At 69.3% G+C, this 20,413-nt stretch carries 16 protein-coding genes; 12 read left to right on the top strand and 4 right to left on the bottom strand.

Features of this window, described 5'->3' with window-relative positions:
* Nucleotides 1–3: 3 nt before the first annotated feature.
* Complete coding sequence (locus UAJ10_RS00895; RefSeq protein WP_322913356.1) at nt 4–1,821, top strand: multicopper oxidase family protein; 1,818 nt, start codon at nt 4–6, stop codon at nt 1,819–1,821.
* Complete coding sequence (locus tag UAJ10_RS00890; protein ID WP_322913354.1) at nt 1,818–2,033, top strand: multicopper oxidase domain-containing protein; 216 nt, start codon at nt 1,818–1,820, stop codon at nt 2,031–2,033. The genes UAJ10_RS00895 and UAJ10_RS00890 overlap by 4 nt, the downstream gene beginning before the upstream one ends.
* Nucleotides 2,034–2,057: 24 nt before the next feature.
* Here UAJ10_RS00890 and UAJ10_RS00885 read toward each other — a convergent pair whose 3' ends face one another.
* A complete protein-coding gene (locus UAJ10_RS00885) occupies nt 2,058–4,157 on the bottom strand; it encodes a M1 family metallopeptidase (protein WP_322913352.1) in 2,100 nt (699 codons plus the stop codon).
* Nucleotides 4,158–4,548: 391 nt separating this feature from the next.
* Between UAJ10_RS00885 and UAJ10_RS00880 the strand changes: the two genes are divergently transcribed.
* The 4 genes from UAJ10_RS00880 to UAJ10_RS00865 all read left to right on the top strand — a co-directional run bounded on the left by UAJ10_RS00880 (nt 4,549) and on the right by UAJ10_RS00865 (nt 9,345).
* A complete protein-coding gene (locus UAJ10_RS00880) occupies nt 4,549–6,033 on the top strand; it encodes a methyl-accepting chemotaxis protein (RefSeq protein WP_322913350.1) in 1,485 nt (494 codons plus the stop codon).
* 95 nt (nt 6,034–6,128) lie between these two features.
* Nucleotides 6,129–7,652 (top strand): FAD-binding domain-containing protein, encoded by a 1,524-nt coding sequence (locus UAJ10_RS00875; RefSeq protein ID WP_322913348.1) that lies wholly within the window; start codon nt 6,129–6,131, stop codon nt 7,650–7,652.
* A 17-nt stretch (nt 7,653–7,669) separates the two neighbouring features.
* Complete coding sequence (locus tag UAJ10_RS00870) at nt 7,670–7,819, top strand: DUF2256 domain-containing protein (RefSeq protein WP_322913346.1); 150 nt, start codon at nt 7,670–7,672, stop codon at nt 7,817–7,819.
* On the top strand, nt 7,816–9,345 hold the full coding sequence (locus UAJ10_RS00865) for a cryptochrome/photolyase family protein (RefSeq protein ID WP_322913344.1): 1,530 nt from the start codon (nt 7,816–7,818) through the stop codon (nt 9,343–9,345). Before UAJ10_RS00870 ends, UAJ10_RS00865 begins: the two co-directional genes overlap by 4 nt.
* A 3-nt stretch (nt 9,346–9,348) precedes the next feature.
* Here UAJ10_RS00865 and UAJ10_RS00860 read toward each other — a convergent pair whose 3' ends face one another.
* Together UAJ10_RS00860 and UAJ10_RS00855 are read right to left on the bottom strand one after the other, a co-directional pair.
* Nucleotides 9,349–10,185, bottom strand: a complete 837-nt coding sequence (locus tag UAJ10_RS00860) for an oxidoreductase (protein WP_322913342.1) — start codon at nt 10,183–10,185, stop codon at nt 9,349–9,351.
* 131 nt (nt 10,186–10,316) lie between these two features.
* Nucleotides 10,317–11,216 (bottom strand): LysR family transcriptional regulator, encoded by a 900-nt coding sequence (locus UAJ10_RS00855; protein ID WP_322913340.1) that lies wholly within the window; start codon nt 11,214–11,216, stop codon nt 10,317–10,319.
* A 184-nt stretch (nt 11,217–11,400) separates the two neighbouring features.
* Here UAJ10_RS00855 and UAJ10_RS00850 point away from each other — a divergent pair, with 184 nt between their 5' ends.
* Nucleotides 11,401–12,816, top strand: a complete 1,416-nt coding sequence (locus tag UAJ10_RS00850) for an aminotransferase-like domain-containing protein (RefSeq protein ID WP_322913338.1) — start codon at nt 11,401–11,403, stop codon at nt 12,814–12,816.
* A gap of 291 nt (nt 12,817–13,107) precedes the next feature.
* Here UAJ10_RS00850 and UAJ10_RS00845 read toward each other — a convergent pair whose 3' ends face one another.
* Nucleotides 13,108–13,962, bottom strand: a complete 855-nt coding sequence (locus tag UAJ10_RS00845; protein WP_322913336.1) for an SDR family NAD(P)-dependent oxidoreductase — start codon at nt 13,960–13,962, stop codon at nt 13,108–13,110.
* Between the two features lie 427 nt (nt 13,963–14,389).
* On the opposite strand from UAJ10_RS00845, the gene UAJ10_RS00840 reads away from it, so the two are divergent.
* The 5 genes from UAJ10_RS00840 (at nt 14,390) to UAJ10_RS00820 (ending at nt 20,385) form a co-directional block, all read left to right on the top strand.
* On the top strand, nt 14,390–16,123 hold the full coding sequence (locus UAJ10_RS00840; RefSeq protein WP_322913334.1) for an IlvD/Edd family dehydratase: 1,734 nt from the start codon (nt 14,390–14,392) through the stop codon (nt 16,121–16,123).
* A gap of 1 nt (nt 16,124) precedes the next feature.
* Complete coding sequence (locus UAJ10_RS00835) at nt 16,125–17,054, top strand: 2-dehydro-3-deoxygalactonokinase (RefSeq protein ID WP_322913332.1); 930 nt, start codon at nt 16,125–16,127, stop codon at nt 17,052–17,054.
* Between the two features lie 11 nt (nt 17,055–17,065).
* Nucleotides 17,066–17,695, top strand: coding sequence for a 2-dehydro-3-deoxy-6-phosphogalactonate aldolase (locus tag UAJ10_RS00830; RefSeq protein ID WP_322913330.1), 630 nt, complete (start codon nt 17,066–17,068; stop codon nt 17,693–17,695).
* Nucleotides 17,696–17,867: 172 nt separating this feature from the next.
* Nucleotides 17,868–19,433, top strand: coding sequence for a sodium/sugar symporter (locus tag UAJ10_RS00825; RefSeq protein ID WP_322913328.1), 1,566 nt, complete (start codon nt 17,868–17,870; stop codon nt 19,431–19,433).
* Nucleotide 19,434: 1 nt separating this feature from the next.
* Nucleotides 19,435–20,385 carry an SMP-30/gluconolactonase/LRE family protein gene (locus UAJ10_RS00820; RefSeq protein ID WP_322913327.1) on the top strand — a complete coding sequence of 317 codons (951 nt, stop codon included), beginning with the start codon at nt 19,435–19,437 and terminating at the stop codon, nt 20,383–20,385.
* Nucleotides 20,386–20,413: the final 28 nt, after the last annotated feature.

The following is a 20,413-nucleotide window of genomic DNA, read 5'->3' as shown; positions in this document are numbered from 1 at the left end:
TGCATGTCCATCATCGCGAAGTCGGGCCGGCGGGCGCTGGCCTCGGGGGGCTTGGCCTTAACGGCGCTGGCCACGATATTGGCCGCCGGCCCCGCGCTGGCGGGGGAACTGGTTCAGCCGGCACCCATGCCGGTGGTGGCCGGGGTGTCGCAACTGATGGCCTTCCCGCAGATTTTCACCCTGCCCAATGGGGACGGCGCGCCCCTGAAGGTGCAGGCCAACGCCTTCGTCAGCTTCGGCGACCGCAAGGGGGCGGAGGTGAAGGCGGCGGTGACCGCGCGCAAGCAGGTCATGGGTGCCGCCCTGCCGACGGGAGAGCTGTTGGCCGGCCCCACCATCCGCGCCCATCCTGGCGACACGCTGGACATCCTGTTCACCAACGGCCTGCCGTTCGACGCGGACGAGGGCGACGGCACCATGTTCAACGCCGTGCCCCATGGCTTCGACGTGCTGAACCTGCACACCCACGGCCTGCACGTCAGCCCGCAGAAGGACAGCGACAATGTGCTGCTGGCCATCTATCCGGCCGACACGCCGGCCGACGTCTTGGCCATGTGCGTGCGGGACGCGGGCGGCGACGCCAGCCTGTGCCAGAAGGGCGACTACCACTACCGCATCAAGATACCGGAGCAGCACCCGGCCGGCACCTATTGGTACCACCCGCACAAGCACGGGGCGGTGGCCCTGCAGCTGGCCAGCGGCATGAGCGGCGCGCTGATCATCCAGGATGAGAAGAACGGCATCGACAGCCTGCCCGCGGTCCGGGCGGCGGCGGAAAAGGTGATGCTGCTGCAGAGCATCGAATCCGCGCCCAACCTCACCAGCCCGCAGCGGGTGACGTGCAAGAGCGTCTATTCCTTCGCCCGCTGCACCTATGTCGACGGCCAGCCGGCGCCCGAGCCGGCGAAGAACGTGAACCAGAAACTATCCGTCAACGGCCAGCTGAACCCCACTGTCACCATGACGACGGATGAGGTGCAGCTGTGGCGGGTGGTGAACACCACGGTCGGTAATGTGGTGCCCATGTGCCTGGTGCCCCAAACCGGCGTGGACGCGGCGACGGCGCCCGCCGCCTATGTGCTGGCGGCCGACGGCGTGCCGGTGCAGCGCACCCTGTCCCCGGGGGAAGAGGATCTGCCGCTGCGCCTGACGGCGCCGGTGGCCCGGCCGGACGGCAAGGGCGTGGTGAATAACGAGCTGCTGTTCCTGGCGCCCGGCCAGCGCTTGGACCTGATGGTCAAGGCGCCGGCCAAGCCCGGCCGCTACCTGCTGGTCCAGCCCGCCCCCGGCGCGGTGGTGAAGCGGCAGCAGTCCTCGCAGGATCCGCTGGCGCGCCAACCCGGCATCGGCGATCTGTGCAAGCCCGGCGTGGTGCCTGACGCCCAGCTGGTGATGACGGTCAACGTGGTGGCGGCGTCCCGGTCCACGGCGACCGCCTTGCCCACCCAGTCACAGCTGAACCGGCTGTACACCCCCGCCAGCTTGGTGGACGCGCCCGACCGCCCGGCCTCCCCCACCCAGGGGGTGGTGTTCGGCTTCACCAGCGGCACCTACGCGGAATCGGCCGGCGGCGCCTCGGTGGTCAACGGCCGCCCCTTCAATGCCGAAGGCGGCCCACAGCGCATCCTGACCCTGGGCCAGACGAACCTGTGGGGGGTGATGAGCGCGGCCGACACCCACATGTTCCACATCCACACCAATTCCTTCCAGGTGGTGAGGCGGGGCACGGTCGACTACGCCTTCCCCATTTGGCGCGACACGGTGCTGATCAATTGCGCCCCGGCGGTGGGGGGACGAACTGCACCTTCCCGGGCGGCTTGACCAACGTCGACGCCAACACCGGCTTCAACTACGGCGAGGTGGTGCAGTTCCTCAGCCAGGCGCTGGACTACACCGGCGCCATCGTCATGCACTGCCACAACACCAGCCACGAGGATAACGGCATGATGGAACTGGTGGAGATGGTGGAACCGGGCAAGGCGCCCACCATCACACCGCGCGCCCATCATCATGACGGGGCGGGGCATCACTGAGCCGGTGGCACCCTGCTGTCATCCCTACCGCATCTCCCACACGTCGTTGGCCCTGTTGGTGTCGGGCAGGGCGTGGGTGGGGTCGATGGTGACGCGGGTGATGGCGGGGCCGCCGTCCAGGCGCACGGTGGTCTCGGCCCGGCCGCGCCAGGTTTCCACCGGGATGCGAAGGCTGCGCTGGCTGCCGTCGGCGTAGTCCACCTGCAACGTCGCGGGCAGGACCAGGCGGTCCAGGGCCGCCACGGTGACCAGGGCGCCCTTGTCCGGCCCGCCCTCGGCGTAGGCGACCTTGCGCACGGCGAAATCGACCGCCCAGTTGTTGAAGTACCAGCCGCGCCAGAACCAGGTCAGGTCCTCGCCCGCGCCGGATTCCATGGCGCGGAAGAAGTCGGACGGCGAGGGGTGCTTGTAGGCCCAGGCGCGGATATAGCGGCGCAGGGCCGCGTCGAACCGCTCAGGCCCCAGGATCTGCTCGCGCAGCAGCACCAGGCCCAGGGCCGGTTTGAAATAGCTGACGGGGTGGCGGTATTTCTCCGACATGCCGTCGGGGGCGTTGATGATGTTGGGGGCGGCGGCGTCGGTCAGCAGGGGCAGGATCTCCTCCACCGGGTTGCCGCCGCCGGGCGCGTATTCTCCGTCGCGCTTGGGCGCGTATTCGCCGTGGTTGAAGGCGTCCTGGGCATAGATGTCGATGAAGGTGTTGGACCCTTCATCCATCCAGGCGTCGCGCCGCTCGTTCGAGCCGACGATCATGGGGAACCACGTGTGGCCGATCTCGTGCGCCGTGATCCAGTACAGGCTCTTGCCCTGGTCCTTGTACCCGTCGAACACCATGCCCGGGTATTCCATGCCGGCGCCATGGCCGCCCAGGTTCACGGCCACCGGCCAGGGATAGGGGAACCACTGGCTGGAGAAATGCTCGATGGAGGCCTTCAGATATTCCGTCGACCGGTTCCACTTGTCCGGCCCCACGCCCTCCACCGGGTAAACCGACATGGCCAGGGCGTGCTTGTCCTCCGGCAGGTTCACGCGCGCGGCGTCCCAGACGAAGGCGTTGGAGGCGGCGAACACCACGTCGCGGGTATTCCGCATGCGGAAATGCCAGGTCATCTCTCCCGTGGCGCGCGGGCGGCTCCCAGGGTCGGTCACCTCCTCGGGCGTGCGGATCATGACCGTGGCGTCGCTGGCGCGGGCCTGGTCCAGGCGCTTCACTTGCGTGGGCGTCAGCACCTCCGCCCCGTTCACCAGCTCGCCCGAGCCCGCCACCAGCATGGTGGCCGGCACGGTCACGGTGTAGTCGAAGTCGCCATACTCCAGATAAAACTCCGACCCCAGGTAGGGCAGGGTGTCCCAGCCGCGCAGATCGTCGTAGACCGCCATGCGCGGATACCACTGGGCGATCTCATAAATCTCGCCGTTCTGGGTGGGGGTGTGCGCCGTGCGCCCGCCCCAGGTGCCGGGAATGGTGTAGGCATAGTCGATGTGCAGCGCCAGCTTGCCGCCCTTGGCCGCCAGGGGCCGGGGCAGGTCGACCCACAGGCGCGTGTCGTCGACGTGGAAGGGCAGGGCCACCACCTTGCCGTCGCCGCCCTTGCCGTCGCCTTTGCCATCAAGGAACGCGACGGCCACCGCCTTGATGGTCATGCCGTCGGTGTTGCCCCGGCTGGGACGGCCGCCGCCGGCCACCGCCGCGCGCGCGTCCTTGCGATAAATGTTCTGGTCCAGCTGCAGCCACAGCCGGTCCAGCGCGTCCGGGCTGTTGTTGGTGTAGCGGATGACGCTGCTGCCGCTCAACGCCGGGGCCTCGGGGTTGCTCAGGTCCAGGCGGGCGTGCAGCTCATAATCCGCGCGGTTCTGCCAATAGGCGGGGCCCGGCAGGCCGCTGCCCGACCGGTACTGGTTCACCGCCTGCGGCAGCGTCAGGGGCGCGAACGCCTCGAACGGGCGGTAGGCGGTGGCCAGCGGCGGCTCGGGGTCGGCGGGCTTTTCCAGCTGCTGGGTGATCCGTGGCGGCGCCTGCTGCGTATCAGGGGTTTGAGCGCCTTGGCCCCGGCTGGTTCCCACGGCCGTCACGGCCAGTGCGAACCCGATGGACACGGTGCGGCGGAACCAGGACATGGCCATGGAGAAGGCGACCTTTGGCTGTCGTTTCACGGGGGCGGATGGGTAGGGTGGCCGTGCGCCACCATCCCCTGCCCAAGGTGTGGCGCCAGCCATCAAGGCATTGCCATCATGAGGTATTGCGCACAAGAGGGGAAGCCCCGCGGCGATGCGTTGCACCGGCTTCCCGGGCGGGGCGTCATTGAATTTTAACCAAGAGAAGTAAAGAGTGTCGCAAATGGTTTCATAACTCCTATAGACATACAATAATATTCATATTACATTTACGTCCAACAAACATCCCCGCCAGAACCGCCGCCTGCACCGCTTGTCTTCAAGCGGTGCGCCGCGCTTTTACGGGGCAGGCCCTTTAACCATCTTTGAAAGGGCGAATCCTTACTTCGCGGAGTGGTTAATGTTTCGGTCTTTCCTGGCGCGGCATATTCGGGAAATGAAGGCGACGCTGGCCGCCCTGGGCAAATCCCAGGCCATCATCGAGTTCGCCCTGGACGGCACCATCCTCACCGCCAACGACAACTTCCTGAAGGCCATGGGCTACACCCTGGCCGAGGTGCAGGGCCGGCACCACAGCCTGTTCGTGGCACCGGACTATCGGGACAGCCAGGAATACCGTCAGTTCTGGGGCAGCTTGCGCCGGGGGGAGTTCCGCGCGGCGCAGTTCAAGCGCGTGGGCAAAGGCGGGCGCGAGGTGTGGATCGAGGCCTCGTACAACCCCATCCTCGACCGCGCCGGCCGGCCGTACAAGGTGGTGAAGTACGCGACCGACGTGACGGCGGCGAAGCGGGAACACGCCGACCTGCTAGGCCAGGTCACGGCCATCAACAAGTCGCAGGCGGTCATTGAATTCAGCCTGGACGGCACCATCCTGCGCGCCAACGACAATTTCCTGGCCACCATGGGCTATACCGCCACCGAGGTTGAGGGCCGGCACCATAGCCTGTTCGTGGAAGCGGGCTACAGGGACACGGCTGAATACCGTCAGTTCTGGGACGGCCTGCGCCGGGGTGAATTCCAGGCCGCGCAGTTCAAGCGCATGGGCAAGGGCGGCCGCGAGGTGTGGATCGAGGCCTCGTACAATCCCATCCTCGACCCCGACGGCCGGCCGTACAAGGTGGTGAAATATGCCACCGACATCACCCGACAGGTGCGCATGCTGGCGGATCTCAAGCAGCTGATCGACAGCAACTTCAAAGAGATCGACGCCGCCGTCGAGCACTCGGTGGGCCGGTCCGAGGGCGTGGCCGCGGCGGCGAACCAGACGGCCGGCGCCGTGCAGGGTATCGCCGCCGGGGCCGAGCAGCTGGCCGCGTCCACCCGTGAGCTGGCGGCCAACATGGCCCAGTCCCGCCAGGCGGTGGACAGCGTCGCGGCCGAGGCCGAGACCGCCGGGTCGGCGACCGAGCGCCTCAACGCCGTCGCCCAATCCATGGAACGGGTGGTGGATGTCATCCGCGGGATCGCCGGCCAGATCAACCTGCTGGCCTTGAACGCCACCATCGAGGCGGCGCGGGCGGGGGAGGCCGGCAAGGGTTTCGCCGTCGTCGCCACGGAGGTGAAGAACCTGGCCAACCAGGCGGCCAGCGCCACGCAGGGGATTTCGGACGAGATCACCGGCATGCAGTCCGTGGCGGGCGAGGTGGTCGGCGCGCTGGAAAGCATCCGCCGCTCCATCGATGCCATGCGCGACCACGTCACCTCGGCCGTCGCGGCGGTGGAGCAGCAAGGCGCCGTCACGCTGGAAATGTCCCAGAATATGCAGCAGACAGCCGGCGCGGTGGACACCGTGACCGAAAACATCACCGACATCGGCCGCGCCATCCGGCAGGTGGAGGCCATGGTGGACAAGACCCGGGACGCGGCCCGCGTGCTGGCCCAATAATCGGAACATCCCGCCGCCGGTGATCCGGCGCCGGGCTCCCCCCCGTACAAGTCATGACCGGCGCCGCGCCGGTGGCGGTTGGAGGGGAGGGGGCCATGACCTACAGCGTCGTCTGGTTCAAGCGCGACCTGCGCCTGGACGATCACGCCGCCCTGCATCGGGCGGCGCGGCAAGGCCCCGTGCTGTGCCTCTACGTGATCGAGCCCGGTTTCTGGCGCCAGCCCGATGCCGCCAACCAGCATTACCAGTTCATCCTCGAATGCCTGGGCGACTTGGCGGCGGAGCTCGGCCGGCGCGGCGGCGCCCTGCATGTCGCCACGGGCGAGGTGGTGGGGGTGCTGGAACGCCTGTACCGTCGCGCTCCCTTCACGGCGCTTCATTCCCATGAGGAAACCGGCAACGCCCTGACCTACCGGCGGGACCGGGCGGTGGCCCGGTGGTGCCGCGACCGGGGCGTGCCGTGGCATGAGGTGCCCCAGTTCGGTGTCGTCCGCCGCCTGGACAGCCGCGACGCCTGGCAGGCGGCATGGGAGGCGCGCATGGCGGCGCCCCGCCTGCCGGTGCCGGCGATGGCCTTCGCCCCACCCCCGTGGCCGGAGGAACCGCCGCCGCGTCCGGCGGACCTGGGTCTGGACGCCGCCGACCCGCCCTTGCGCCAGGCCGGCGGGCGGCGCCAGGGGCTGGCGGCCCTGGACAGTTTCCTGGAGGACCGCAGCGGCCGGTATCGTGGCGGCCTGTCCTCCCCGCTTTCCGCGCCCACGGCCTGTTCCCGGCTGTCGCCCTACCTGGCCCAGGGGGCGCTCAGCCTGCGCGAGGTGGTCCAGGCGACGCGCCGCCGGCTGGCTGACCTGCCGGAGGGGCCGGATCCCCGGCGCCAGGGCCTGGCCGCCTTCCTGAGCCGCCTGCACTGGCACTGCCATTTCATCCAGAAGCTGGAAAGCGAGCCCGCCCTGGAATGGCGCAACCTGCACCCCGGCTATGATGGTTTGCGCGAAGGGGAATGGAACGAGGCCCATTTCCAGGCGCTGGTGGCGGGGCGCACCGGCTGGCCGCTGGTGGACGCTTGCGTCGCCATGCTGCGTGAGACCGGTTGGATCAACTTCCGCATGCGGGCCATGCTGGTGTCCGTGGCGGCCTACCCCCTGTGGCTGCATTGGCGGCCCGTGGGCCTGTGGCTGGCCCGCCAGTTCCTGGACTATGAGCCTGGCATCCATTGGAGCCAGATGCAGATGCAGTCGGGCACCACGGGCATGAACACCACCCGTGTCTACAACCCGCTGAAACAGGCCCGCGACCATGATCCGCAGGGCCGCTTCGTGCGCCGCTGGCTGCCCGCCCTCAGGCGGGTGCCGGACAGCTGGCTGTTCGAGCCGTGGCGCATGCCGCCAGAGGTGCAGGACCGCTGTGGCGTGCGGGTGGGGCGCGACATCCCTTGGCCCATCGTCGACCTGGAAGCGGCGACACGGGCGGCCAAGGCCCGCGTGCATGGCCTGAGGGCCCAGCCGGCGGTCAAGGCCGCTGTTCCGGCGCTGGTCGACCGCCATGGCTCGCGCAAGCCCGCGACCCCGCGATCCCGCCCCCGTCCCGCCGCGCGCGGGCAACTCAGCCTCGACCTCTGATCCCGGGAAGCGACGCCATGCGCATGCGGCGTAAGTCCGACCTGCCCACCAAGATCTGCGCCCAGTGCGGCCGCCCCTTCGCTTGGCGGCGTAAATGGTCCCGGGTGTGGGAGGAGGTCAGATACTGCTCGGACCGGTGCCGGCGCGAGGCGCGGGGACGCCCATGACGGTGCTGCGCCTGATCCTGGGGGACCAGCTCAACCCCCGCCACCGGTGGTTCCGCCAGGTGGACGAGGCCGTCGTCTACACCTTGATGGAGGTGCGGCAGGAAACGGACTACGTCCTGCACCACGCCCAGAAGATCCTGGCCATCTTCGCCGCCATGCGCGACTTCGCCCGGCACTTGCGCGCTGCCGGTCACCGGGTGGATTACCTGGCCATCGACGATCCCGCCAACCGCCAGGCGCTGCCCGCCAATCTGGATCTGCTGCGCGCCCGGCACGGCGCCACGGTCTTTGAATACCAGGCGCCGGACGAATGGCGGCTGGACCGCCAGTTGGCGGACTACGCCCGGCAGCTGGGGTCATCGGCCCGCATGGTGGACAGTGACCACTTCCTCAGCGCCCGCGATACCGCGGCCGGCCTGTTCCAGGGGCGGCGGCGCTGGCTCATGGAGCATTTCTACCGGCACATGCGCCGGGTCCACGGGGTGTTGCTGGAACCGGACGGCGGCCCAGTCGGCGGTCAGTGGAATTTCGACCACGACAACCGCAAGCCCTGGCCGGGCCTGCCGGCCGAGCCCGAGGACAGCCGGCCGCGCCACGACCATGGCGCCATGTGGCGGGTCATCACGGCGGCCGGGGTCGACAGCTTCGGCGACCCCATGGCGGACCGCTTGCCCTGGCCCCTGAACCGCGCCGAGGCGCTGGCGCAGCTGGACGCCTTCCTGGCGCAGGGCCTGCGGCACTTCGGTGATTACCAGGACGCCATGAGCGCGCGCGGCTGGCGCCTGTTCCATTCCCTGCTGTCCTTCGCCCTCAACACCAAGATGCTGTCGCCGGCCGAGGTGGTGGCGCGGGCGGAGGAGGAATGGCGGCGCGGGGCGGCGCCGCTGCCGGCGGTGGAGGGGTTCATCCGCCAGATCCTGGGCTGGCGCGAATACGTGCGCGGCGTCTACTGGGCCCACATGCCGGGGTATGACGGGCGCAACGCCCTGGGCCACGACCTGCCCCTGCCGTCCTGGTTTTGGACCGGCCAGGTGGGCATGCGCTGCCTGGCGTACGCGGTGGGGCAATCGCTGCGCCACGCCTACGCCCACCACATCCAGCGCCTGATGGTCATCGGCAACTTCGCCCTGCTGGCGGGGCTGGACCCGGCGGCGGTGCATCGCTGGTACCTGGGCGTCTACATCGACGCCTTCGAATGGGTGGAGCTGCCCAACACCCTGGGCATGAGCCAGTTCGCCGATGGCGGGCTGATGGCGACCAAGCCTTACGTCTCGGGGGCGGCCTACATCGACCGCATGGGCGACTATTGCCGGGGGTGCCGGTACGACCGCAAGGCCAGGGTGGGCCCGCGCGCCTGTCCCTTCAACGCGCTCTACTGGGACTTTCTGGACCGCCATGCGGACACCTTGTCCGCCAATCCCCGGCTGGCCCTGCCCTACCGCCAGCTGGCGCGCATGGATGCCACCGACCGCATGGCGCTGCGCGAGCAGGCGGCGGAGACGCGCCGCCGCCTGGAAACGCTGTGACCCTCACGCCGGGAAGTCGGTGCCCAGCGTCACCGACCGCCAGTCGGCAAGGTTGGCGGTGAACGCCTCCTGCCGGGCCTGCACCCGGTTCCAGGCGTCGCTGCCCAGCACCAGGTGCTGGGGCGGGTTGGGTGAGCGCACGGCGGCCACGATGGCGCGGGCGGCCAGCGCCGGATCCCCCGGCTGCCGGCCGTTCAGCGCCTGCAGGCGGGCCACCGCCGCCTCGGCCGTCGCGGCATAGTCCGCGATGGGGGCGCCGGTCAGCCGCAGGGAATGATCGGTCAGGAAGTCGGTGCGGAAGGCGCCCGGTTCCACCAGCGTGATGCCGATGCCCAGGGGCGCCACCTCTTGCGCCAGGCTGAGCGACACGCCCTCCAGCGCGAACTTGGACGCGGCGTACAGGCCGGAACCCACGCCCGGCGCCAGCCCGGCGATGGAGGTGATGTTGACGATGTGGCCGGCCCGGCGCGCCCGCATCAGCGGCAGGGCCGCCTGCATCACCGCCAACGCGCCGAAGAAGTTGACCTCGAACATGTGGCGGGTGGCGGCGGTGTCGGCATCCTCCACCGCGCCCAGCAGGCCATAGCCGGCGTTGTTGACCACCACGTCCAGGCGGCCGTGCAGGGCGTGGGCCTTGGCCACCGTCTCCTTGACCTGGGCCGCGTCCGTCACGTCCAGCGGCAGGACGTGCAGACGGCCGTCGGCGGGCAGGTCGCTGTGGCCGTCGCGGGTGGTGCCGATGACCACCTGGCCCTGGTCCAGCAGGGTGCGCGCCAGTTCCTTGCCGAAGCCGCGCGAAACGCCGGTGATGAACCAAACCCGTTGGGTGTTGTTGACCATGATCCGCATCCTTCCTGAAGGCCGGCCCTGAAAATGGGGGGGTGGGCCGGGGATGCGCTGAAGATGGGGGACGGCCGCTCTGTGCGGTATGCGCTATAGTCGAAACGGTTAATGAAGGGCGGCGTACATAATCAGCCGTAGGTCGCGCGCATGAAATCGGTGAAGACGCGCAGCGGCAGGGGCGTGTGCCGCTGCTTGGGATAGCACAGGAAAAACCCTGGGAAGGCGCCCGACCATTCCTCCAGGATCGGCACCAGCCGGCCGTCCTTGACGTAGGGCAGGATGCGATCCTCCAGCCACAGGGCGATGCCCACGCCCTGCAGCGCCGCGGCCAGCACCATGCTGCGGTCGGTGACGATGATGGGACCCTTCACCGCGACGGAAAACCAATCGCCGCCCGGCTCCTGGAATTCCCAATGGTAGACGCGGCCCGTCTCCGTCCAGCGCCAGTTGATGCAGGCGTGGTCCAGCAGGTCGCGGGGATGCTGTGGCACGCCGTGGCGGGCCAGATACTCCGGGGTGGCCACGGCCACCTGGCGCAGGCTGCCGCCCAGCTTGATGGCCACCATGTCGTCGGAAATCATCTCGCCCAGGCGGATGCCGGCGTCGTATCCCTCCGCCACGATGTCGCGCACCACGTCGTCCACCGTGGTGTCCAGCACGATGTCGGGATAGGCGCGGTGGAATTCGCCCAGGATGGGCGCCAGGAACCGTTCCGCCCCCACGCGGGAGGAGGTCAGGCGCAGGGTGCCGGCCGGCCGCTCGCGCAGGTCGTTCACATCGGCGACGGCGGCCTCCAGCTCCTCCAGCACCGGTTTCAGGCGGGCGTAAAGGCGCGAGCCGGCGTCGGTGACGGAAACGCTGCGCGTGGTCCGGTTCAGTAGGCGCACGCCCAGCCGCGCCTCCAAACCCCGGATGGTCTGGCTGAGGGCGGAGGGGGAAACGCTCAACTGCACCGCCGCCCGCGCGAAGGTGCCGTACGCCACGATGGTGGCGAACGCCCGCAAATCCGCGAACTCACTGCCCCGCATGCTGTCCCTTCCCCGACAGGATTAATCGCCAGCGAATAGCACGCCCGCCGCCGCCGGCGCTGTGTCTGCCGACACTCCCGCCCCAAACCAATTGATGGAAATCATGGCATAAGGCCATTGCATGCCTTCTTATGTCGATTGTCCGCATACACATAATCCATGCAATAAGGGCAGGGAGGTGGCCGTGGCCGACGATGATCTGTGGAAACCCCGCTTGGACGGCCGGGGCGGGCCGCTCTACTTGGCCATCGCCGACGCCATGGCGGCCGACATCGGCGCCGGGCGGCTGGTGCCGGGGGAACGCCTGCCCACCCAGCGCGCCTTGGCGCAGGCGCTGGGCATCGACCTCACCACCGTCACCCGCGCCTATGCCGAGGCGCGCCACCGTGGCCTGCTGTCGGGCGTGGTCGGGCGGGGCACCTTCATCTCCGACCGCGCGGCGGCCGACATGGCGCCCCTGGCCCGGGGCGACATCGACATGTCCATGAACGTGCCGCCGCAGCCCTTGGCCCTGTTGCGCACCCACCTGGCCCAGGGGCTGGAACGGCTGGTGCGGGCGCCGGACCTGGGGCGGCGCCTGGGCTATCGCGCTGCGGGCGGCGGCGCGACGGAACGCACGGCAGGGGCCGCCTGGCTGCGCCGCCGCCACACCGCCGCCGGGCTGGCGGCCAACACCAGCCCCCATGCCGATCGCGTGCTGGTGGCGCCGGGGGCGCAGGCGGCGCTGCACGCGCTGTTGTCCATGCTGGCGCAACGGGCCGACGTGGTGCTGGCGGAAACGCTGAGCTACCCGGGCTTCACCGCCATCGCGGCGCGTCTAGGCCTGCGGGTGGTGGCGGTGGACTGCGATGGCGAGGGGCTGGTGCCCGACGCGGTGGCGGCCGCCTGCCGCGCCAGCGGCGCCCGCCTGCTCTACTGCACGCCCACACACCACAACCCGACCACGGCGACGATGTCGGAAGGGCGGCGCCAGGCCCTGGCGGACGTCATCCAGGCCCAGGGCCTGACGGTGGTGGAGGATGACGCCTATGGCGCGCTGGCGGCCACCCCCGGCACGCCCCTGGCGGCCCTGGCCCCCGCCCAGGTCTGGCACGTGGCCACCCTGTCCAAATGCCTGACGCCGGCCCTGCGCACCGCCTATGTCGCCGCCCCCGACGCCATCCAGGCGGAACGGTGCGAGGGCGTGCTGCGCACCCAGACGCAGATGCCCTCTCCCCTGGCGGCGGGGTTGGCGGCTGACTGGATCCTGGACGGCACCGCCGCCACCCTGGCGGAGGCCATCCGGGCCGAGGCGGCGGCGCGCCAGCGCCTGGCCGCGGATATCCTGCCCCCGGGCAGCTACCAGGCCCAGCCGGACAGCCTGCACCTGTGGCTCAGCCTGCCGCCCGACTGGACGCCCCACGCCTTCGTCCAGCGCGCCGCCCGCACCGGCCTGACCCTGGTGGCGGGCGACGCCTTCCTGTCATCCGACACCCCGGTGCCCGCCGCCGTGCGCCTGGCGCTGGGTGCCGCCCCCGACGCGGCGTCGCTGAAGGGCGCGCTGGTAAGGGTGGCGGGCCTGCTGGCGGGACCGAAGGGCGGGGCGACGGGGGTGATTTAGGCTAGGGGCTGGGTTACTGACGCAACTTTCTGTGCCGATGTTCCTGCACCTCACGGACACTCAATCCGCAAAGATGCATAACGATAGCCAATATAATGAAGGAAACGACCATTATCTTCTTTGACCACAACCCAAACCAGCAAAATCCAATGTAATGGTTGGCCGTTAACAATATGGATATACAAAGAAAGAATCCAACCACCAGTCTTTTTTGATTGAAATTTAACGTTCTCGGTTTGATGAACATAACGTCAACCAGTGGCTGTTCCGGTTTGATATGAAAGAACCGCTTTAACTCATCGTTCTGCCGCCATCCACCACCAGCGACTGCCCCGTCATCATGGCCGATGCGCGTGAGGCCAGGAACAGCACGGCGCTGGCGATGTCCTCGCCCGACAGGGGGCGCTTCAGGCATTGTGCGGCCAGGGTCTCGGCCAGGGCTTCCGGGGTCACCCACAGGCGCTGCTGCCGTTCGGTCATGACCCAGCCGGGCACCACGGTGTTGACGCGGATGCCGTCGGGGCCGAATTCGCGGGCCAGCGCCCGGGTCAGGCCGGTGACGCCGGCCTTGGCGGCGACATAGGCCGGGTATCCCGCCAGGCCCAGGTTGTGGGCGGTGGAGCCCAGGTTGACGATGGCGCCGCCGCCGGCGCGCTTCATGCCCGGCACCACCGTCTGGGCCAGGAAGAACTGCGGGCGCAGGTTGATGGCCAGGTTGTCGTCCCACTCCGCCACCGTGAAGTCGGCGGTGGCGTGGCGGTCGTCGCGGGCCGCGTTGTTGACCAGCACGTCGAAGCCGCCCATCTGCGCCTCCGCCTCGCGCACCTTGGCCTGCAGGGCCTCCACGTCGCGCAGGTCGCAGCGCAGGAACAGGGGGCGCTGGCCGGTCGCGGCCTCCACCGCCTGCACCAGGGCCATGGCCGACGGCTCACGCAGCGCGATGAAGGCGACGCGGCAGCCCTGGGCCGCGAAGGCGTAGGTGAGATAGGCGCCAATGCCCGACCCGCCGCCGCTGATCAGCACGGCCTTGCCCGCCAGGTCGCCGTACACGGGATAAAGATGCTGGGTCACGCCTTCCGGGGCGCCGGGCGGCGGCTCTTCCGGGGTGTCGACGGGACCGGTGGCGGGCTGGTTGCTGTCTGGCATGGGGGCGCCTTCCTTACGCATTGGGCCCATGGGCGTTGGGCCACGTGACGGCCGGGTCAGGAAGGATAGTTAGAACGGTCCCACCCAGGCCGCAATTCCCCATGCCACCAAATCCCCTTTACAGGGGCCATTTTTGTCCGATAAATCATACCAAGAACCGGAGGCTGGGCGCCGGGTCGTGGGCTCGTGCCAAGACGGTCACGATACCGCAAACCGCGCCCGGACCTCCTATCATAACGACATTGGGTGGGGAAACGGCGGGTGCGGGCGGCCACGGTTTGGCGCCACGCCATCAGACGCCGCGGGCGACCGGTTGACTTGCGTGCCCAGGCCACGATCCGGCCTGCGCCCCGAAGGGTCCGGCCATCCATCACCCCACCCCGTGCCAAGGACCGGGGCCGTTCCAGGCCCCCGAGGTGGACGGACGATGACCGACGACGGCAAGCGGAAGTTACGCAGCGCGCACAGCTATGGGAAACTGGACCGCGACGGGTTCATCCACCGCAGCTGGATGAAGAACCAGGGCCTGCCCGGGGACGTGTTCGACGGCCGGCCGGTCATCGGCATCTGCAACACCTGGTCGGAACTGACCCCCTGCAATTCCCACCTGCGCGAGGTGGCGGAGCATGTGAAGCGCGGCGTGTGGGAGGCCGGCGGCCTGCCGGTGGAATTCCCCGCCATGTCGCTGGGCGAGACGCAGATGCGCCCCACCGCCATGCTGTTCCGCAACCTGCTGGCCATGGAGGTCGAAGAATTGATCCGCGGCAACCCCATCGACGGCGTGGTGCTGCTGGGCGGCTGCGACAAGACCACCCCGGGCCAGATCATGGGGGCGGCCAGCGTCGACCTGCCCACCATGCTCATCTCCTCCGGCCCCATGCTGAACGGCAAGTACCGGGGCAAGGACATCGGCTCCGGCACCGACGTGTGGAAGTTCAGCGAGGCGGTGCGCGCCGGTGAGATGACGCTGAAGGACTTCATGGGGGCCGAGGCCGGCATGTCCCGCTCGCCCGGCACCTGCATGACCATGGGCACCGCCTCCACCATGGCCTGCCTGATCGAGGCCATGGGCCTGTCGCTGCCGTTCAACGGCACGCTGCCGGCCATGGACGCCCGCCGCCGCGCCATGGCGCATGAGACGGGCCGCCGCATCGTCGCCATGGTGAAGGACGACGTGAAGCCGTCGCACATCCTGACCCGCGCGGCGTTCGAGAACGCCATCCGCGTGCACGCCGCCATCGGCGGCTCCACCAACGCCGTGATCCACCTGCTGGCCCTGGCCGGCCGGCTGGGCGTGGAATTGTCGCTGGAGGACTTCGACGCCTTGAGCGCCGACATCCCCCTGCTGGTGGACCTACAGCCGTCGGGCCGGTACCTGATGGAGGATTTCCATTACGCCGGCGCGCTGCCGGGCCTGATGACCAAGATCAAGGACAAGCTGAACCTGGACGCGGTCACCGTCGGCGGCATGACCATCGGCGACATCGTGGCGGAGGGCGAGGTCTACAACGACGAGGTCATCCGCCCCATGGACAACCCGGTGAAGCCCGTCTCCGGCATCTGGGTGCTGCGCGGCAACCTGGCGCCCGACGGCGCGGTGATGAAGCCCAACGCCGCCTCGCCCGAGCTGCTGACCCATCGCGGCCGCGCCGTGGTGTTCGACACCATCGAGGACTTCAAGGCCCGCATCGACGATCCGGCGCTGGAGGTCGATGAAACCTCCATGCTGGTGTTGCGCGGCTGTGGCCCGAAGGGGTATCCCGGCATGCCGGAAGTGGGCAACATGCCCCTGCCGCCCAAGCTGCTGGCCAAGGGGGTCAAGGACATGGTGCGCATCTCCGACGCCCGCATGAGCGGCACGGCCTTCGGCACCGTGGTGCTGCACGTGGCACCCGAATCCACCGCCGGCGGCCCGCTGGCCCTGGTGCGCACGGGCGATGAGATCGAGCTGAACGGGCCGGCGCGCAGCCTGTCCCTGCTGGTGGATGAGGCCGAGCTGGCCCGCCGCCGGGCCGAGCTGGCGGCCCAGCCCGCCGCCCCCATTCCGGCGCGCGGCTACTACCGCCTGCATGTCGAGCATGTGATGCAGGCCGACAAGGGCTGCGACCTGGACTTCCTGGTGGGCGCCAGCGGCGACCGCGTCACGCGGGAGTCGCACTGACATGGCGGCGCCCGTCTTCATCGCCGGTGACTGGGGCACCAGCAACCTGCGCCTGTCGCTGGTTGACGCCGACGGCGCCGTGCTGGACACGCGCACCGGCCCCGGGGCCGCCGCCGTGCCGGCGGGCGGCTTCCCCGACACGGTGCGGGGCCTGCTGGCCGACTGGGACGCCGCATATGGCCGCCTGCCCCTGCTGCTCTGCGGCATGGTGGGTTCCACCCTCGGCTGGGTGGAGGTGCCCTACGCCGCCGCCCCGGCGGGGGCGGCGGAGATCGCGGGCCACCTCCATGAGATCAACCTGGACGGCCGCGCGGTCTACATCGCGCCGGGCGTGAAGGGCACCAACCTGCAGGGCGCCCCCGACGTCATGCGGGGGGAGGAGACCCAGGTGCTGGGCGCCCTCATCACCCATCCGGATCTCGCCGCGGGTGACCATCTGCTGTGCCTGCCCGGCACCCATTCCAAGTGGGTGGACCTGTCGGACGGTCGCATCACCGGCTTCACCACCGCCATGTCGGGCGAGATCTACGCCCTGTTGTCCAAGCACAGCACCCTGGCGCGCGGGGCGGCCGAATGGGATGGCACCCCCGACGCCGGCTTCCGCCAGGGCCTGGCCCGGGTGGCGGAGGCGGGCGCCGACGTTCTGCACCTGTTGTTCGAAACCCGCGCCCGGCAAATGGCGGGCGTGCTGACCCCCAAGGACGCCCTGGGCTTCCTGTCCGGCCTGGTCATCGGCGGCGACGTGGCCGCCACCCTGGCCCGGCACCGGGCGCTGGGCAGGCCGGCGCCCACGCGCGTCGTGCTGGTCGGCGCCCCGGCGCTGAACACCCTATATACCCTGGCATTGGCCAGCCACGGCGTGGCCGCCTTGGCGCTGAACGGCGCCGAGCAGTCCACCGCCGGCCTGCTGGCCTATTTCCGCCGCCTGTGAAGGAACGCGTCATGACCGAAGCCTGGTTGAAGCACATGCCCGTGGTGGCCATCCTGCGCGGGGTGACGCCCGACGAGGTGGTGGCCGTGGCCCGCACCCTGCACGACGCGGGCATCCGCGCCATCGAGGTGCCGCTGAACTCGCCGGAGCCGCTGCGCAGCATCGAGCGGCTGGTGCAGACCTTCGGCGACGAATGCCTGGTGGGCGCCGGCACCGTGCTGACTTCGGACAGGGTGGACGCGGTGCGCGCCGTGGGCGGTCAGCTGATCGTCTCCCCCAACGTCGACGTTTCCGTGATCGCCCGCACCGTGGCGCTGGACATGGTGTCCATGCCCGGCTTCTCCACGGGGACCGAGGCCTTCGCCGCCATCGGCGCCGGCGCGCGCCACCTGAAGCTGTTCCCGGCCAGCAGCCACGCGCCCGGCCATGTGAAGGCGCTGAAGGCCGTGCTGCCGGCCGATGTCGCCGTCTACGCCGTGGGCGGTGTCACCGCCGCCAACCTTCAGCCCTGGGTGGAGGCCGGCGTCACCGGCTTCGGCTCCGGCGGCGACCTGTACAAGCCGGGCGTGGATTTGGGCCAGATGGCGGAACGCGCCGCCGGCCTGGTGGCCGCGGTCCGCGCCGCGCTGAAGCTGGGCTGAATATGCTAAAAGCCGCCGCCGACTTCCGGCGGTGGTAGGCTCCGACTGGGGCCGCCGGAGTTTTGCGGGGAGCGTCAGCGGACTGCAAAACGAGGAAGCCAAGCCGGCGGACGCCGGCGCCCGGCGACTGAGGGGGCCTTGAAAAGGCCAATAACATAAGGGGGGTACGCCGATGGGTTTGGCGACGCTTGATATCGCGGTGCTGGGAGTCTACGCCGTCTTCATCTTCCTGCTGGCCCAGTGGGTGTCGCGGGAAAAGGTCGGCCATGAGAAGAACGCCAAGGATTATTTCCTGGCCGGCCGGTCGCTGCCCTGGTGGGCCATCGGCGCCTCCCTCATCGCCGCCAACATCTCGGCGGAGCAGATCATCGGCATGGCGGGTTCCGGCTACGCCATCGGCCTCGCCATCTCCTGCTACGAATGGATGGCGGCGCTGACCCTGATCATCGTGGGCAAGTACTTCCTGCCCATCTTCCTGGAAAACCAGATCTACACCATGCCCCAGTTCCTGGAGCAGCGGTACGGTCCCAGCGTGCGCCTGACGCTGGCCGTGTTCTGGCTGGGCGTCTACGTCTTCGTCAACCTGGCCTCCATCCTGTGGCTGGGCTCCATCGCCGTGCACGCGGTGGCGGGCGTGGATCAGATGTACGCCCTGATCGCGCTGGGCCTGTTCGCCTGCGCCTATTCCTTGTTCGGCGGGCTCAAGGCGGTGGCGCTGACCGACATCGTGCAGGTGGGCCTGCTGGTCATGGGTGGGCTGATCATCAGCTACCTGGCCCTGAACCAGATCGCGGACGGCCAGGGCGTGGTGGCCGGCTTCCACCAGCTGGCGGCCAACGTGCCGGAGAAGTTCAAGCTGATCCTGACCAAGGACAGCCCTTTCTATAAGGACCTGCCCGGCATCTCCGTCCTGGTGGGCGGCCTGTGGGTGATGAACGTGTCCTACTGGGGCTTCAACCAGTACATCATCCAGCGCGCCCTGGCCGCCAAGTCGGTGCGCGAGGCGCAGCGCGGCGTGGTGTTCGCCGCCTTCCTGAAGCTGCTGATGCCCGTCATCATCGTGCTGCCGGGCCTGGCCGCCGTGATGCTGATCCCGGGCCTGCCGGTGCCCGACCAGGCCTACCCGGAATTGATGAAGATGCTGCCCGTCGGCCTGAAGGGCCTGGTGTTCGCGGCCCTGGTGGCGGCCATCGTCGCCTCGCTGGCGTCCAAGATCAACAGCGTGGCCACGATCTTCACCCTGGACCTCTACGCCCACATCAAGACCAACGCGTCCCAGCACCACCTGGTGGCCGTGGGCCGCATCGTCAGCGTGGTGGCCGTGCTGATCGGCATCGTGGTGGCGAAGCCCCTGCTGGGCAACTTCGACCAGGCCTTCCAGTACATCCAGGAGTTCACCGGTTTCTTCACGCCGGGCATCTGCGTCATCTTCCTGCTGGGCATGTTCTGGGCCCGCGCCAGCGCCGCCGGCGCCCTGACGGCCGCCATCGGCTCCGCCGTGCTGTCGCTGGCCTTCAAGATCTGGCTGCCGGCGCTGCCCTTCATGGACCGCGTGGGCGTCGTGTTCCTGCTGTGCCTGGCCGGCGCGGTGCTGGTGTCGCTGGCGGCCCCGGCCGCCATCCCGGGCCAGATCAAGGTCAAGCTGAAGGGCATCGATTATTCCACCACCACCGGCTTCAACATCGCGGCCCTGGTGGTGCTGGTCGTCCTGTCCGCCCTCTACATCACATGGTGGTAACATGACCGCTGCGAAACCGCTGCTCGATGCCCCGCTGGTCGCCACCTTCACCCTGGGCAACACCCTGGGCGAAGGGGTCACCTGGGATGAACGCGACCAGTCGCTGTGGTGGACGGACATCCATGAGCGGCGCCTGCACCGCCTGGACTGGGCCAGCCGGACGGTGGAAACCTTCACCGCGCCGGAGCGCGTCTGCTCCTTCGGCCTGGTCGAGGGCGACCCCGACCGCCTGGTGGTGGCCTTCGAAAGCGGTTTCGCCCTGTTCACCCCACGCGCCGGGGCGGTGGGCAGGGGGGCGGTAGAGTGGCTTGCCCGGCAGGACCTGCCCGCCGGCGTCCGCTTCAACGACGGCCGGGTGGATCGCCAGGGCCGCTTCTGGGCCGGCACGATGGTGGAGGATGAGGCGGCGCGGGCGGCCGGGTCGCTGGCCGGCGCGCTCTATCGCCTGGACGGGCGGGACCGGGCCACGCCCCTGGTGCACGGCGCCCTCATCTCCAACAGCCTGTGCTGGAGCCCGGACGGCACCCGCATGTACTACACCGACGGCCCCACCCGCCGGATTCGCGCCTTCGACTACGATCCGGCCACTGGCACGCCGTCGAATGAAAGCGTCTTCGTGACGACGGAAGAGGGGGCCTACCCCGACGGCGCCAACATCGACGCTGCCGGCCACCTGTGGAGCGCGCAGTGGGGCGCGTCGCAGGTGGTGCGCTACGCCCCGGACGGAAGCGTTTCCGGCGTCATTCCCGTGCCCACGGCGCGCGTCAGCTGCGTCGCCTTCGGCGGCCCGGACCTGACCCTGCTGTTCGTCACCACGGCGCGCGAAGGCATGACGGCGGCCGAGATCGCGGCCGATCCCGATGCCGGCAGCCTGTTCGTCTATGATATCGGTACCATAGGCGTGCGCGGCTTGGTCGATAGTGCGTTCAAATTGGCGTCCGCAGGGATATAAGTAGTTGTGAGGAATAATGTGGGGGAAG

The organism is Nitrospirillum guaranorum, assembly GCF_034653275.1.
GTDB lineage: Bacteria > Pseudomonadota > Alphaproteobacteria > Azospirillales > Azospirillaceae > Nitrospirillum.
Note: the sequence above shows the minus strand (reverse complement) of the source record. Positions and strands in the feature narration are given on the sequence as shown.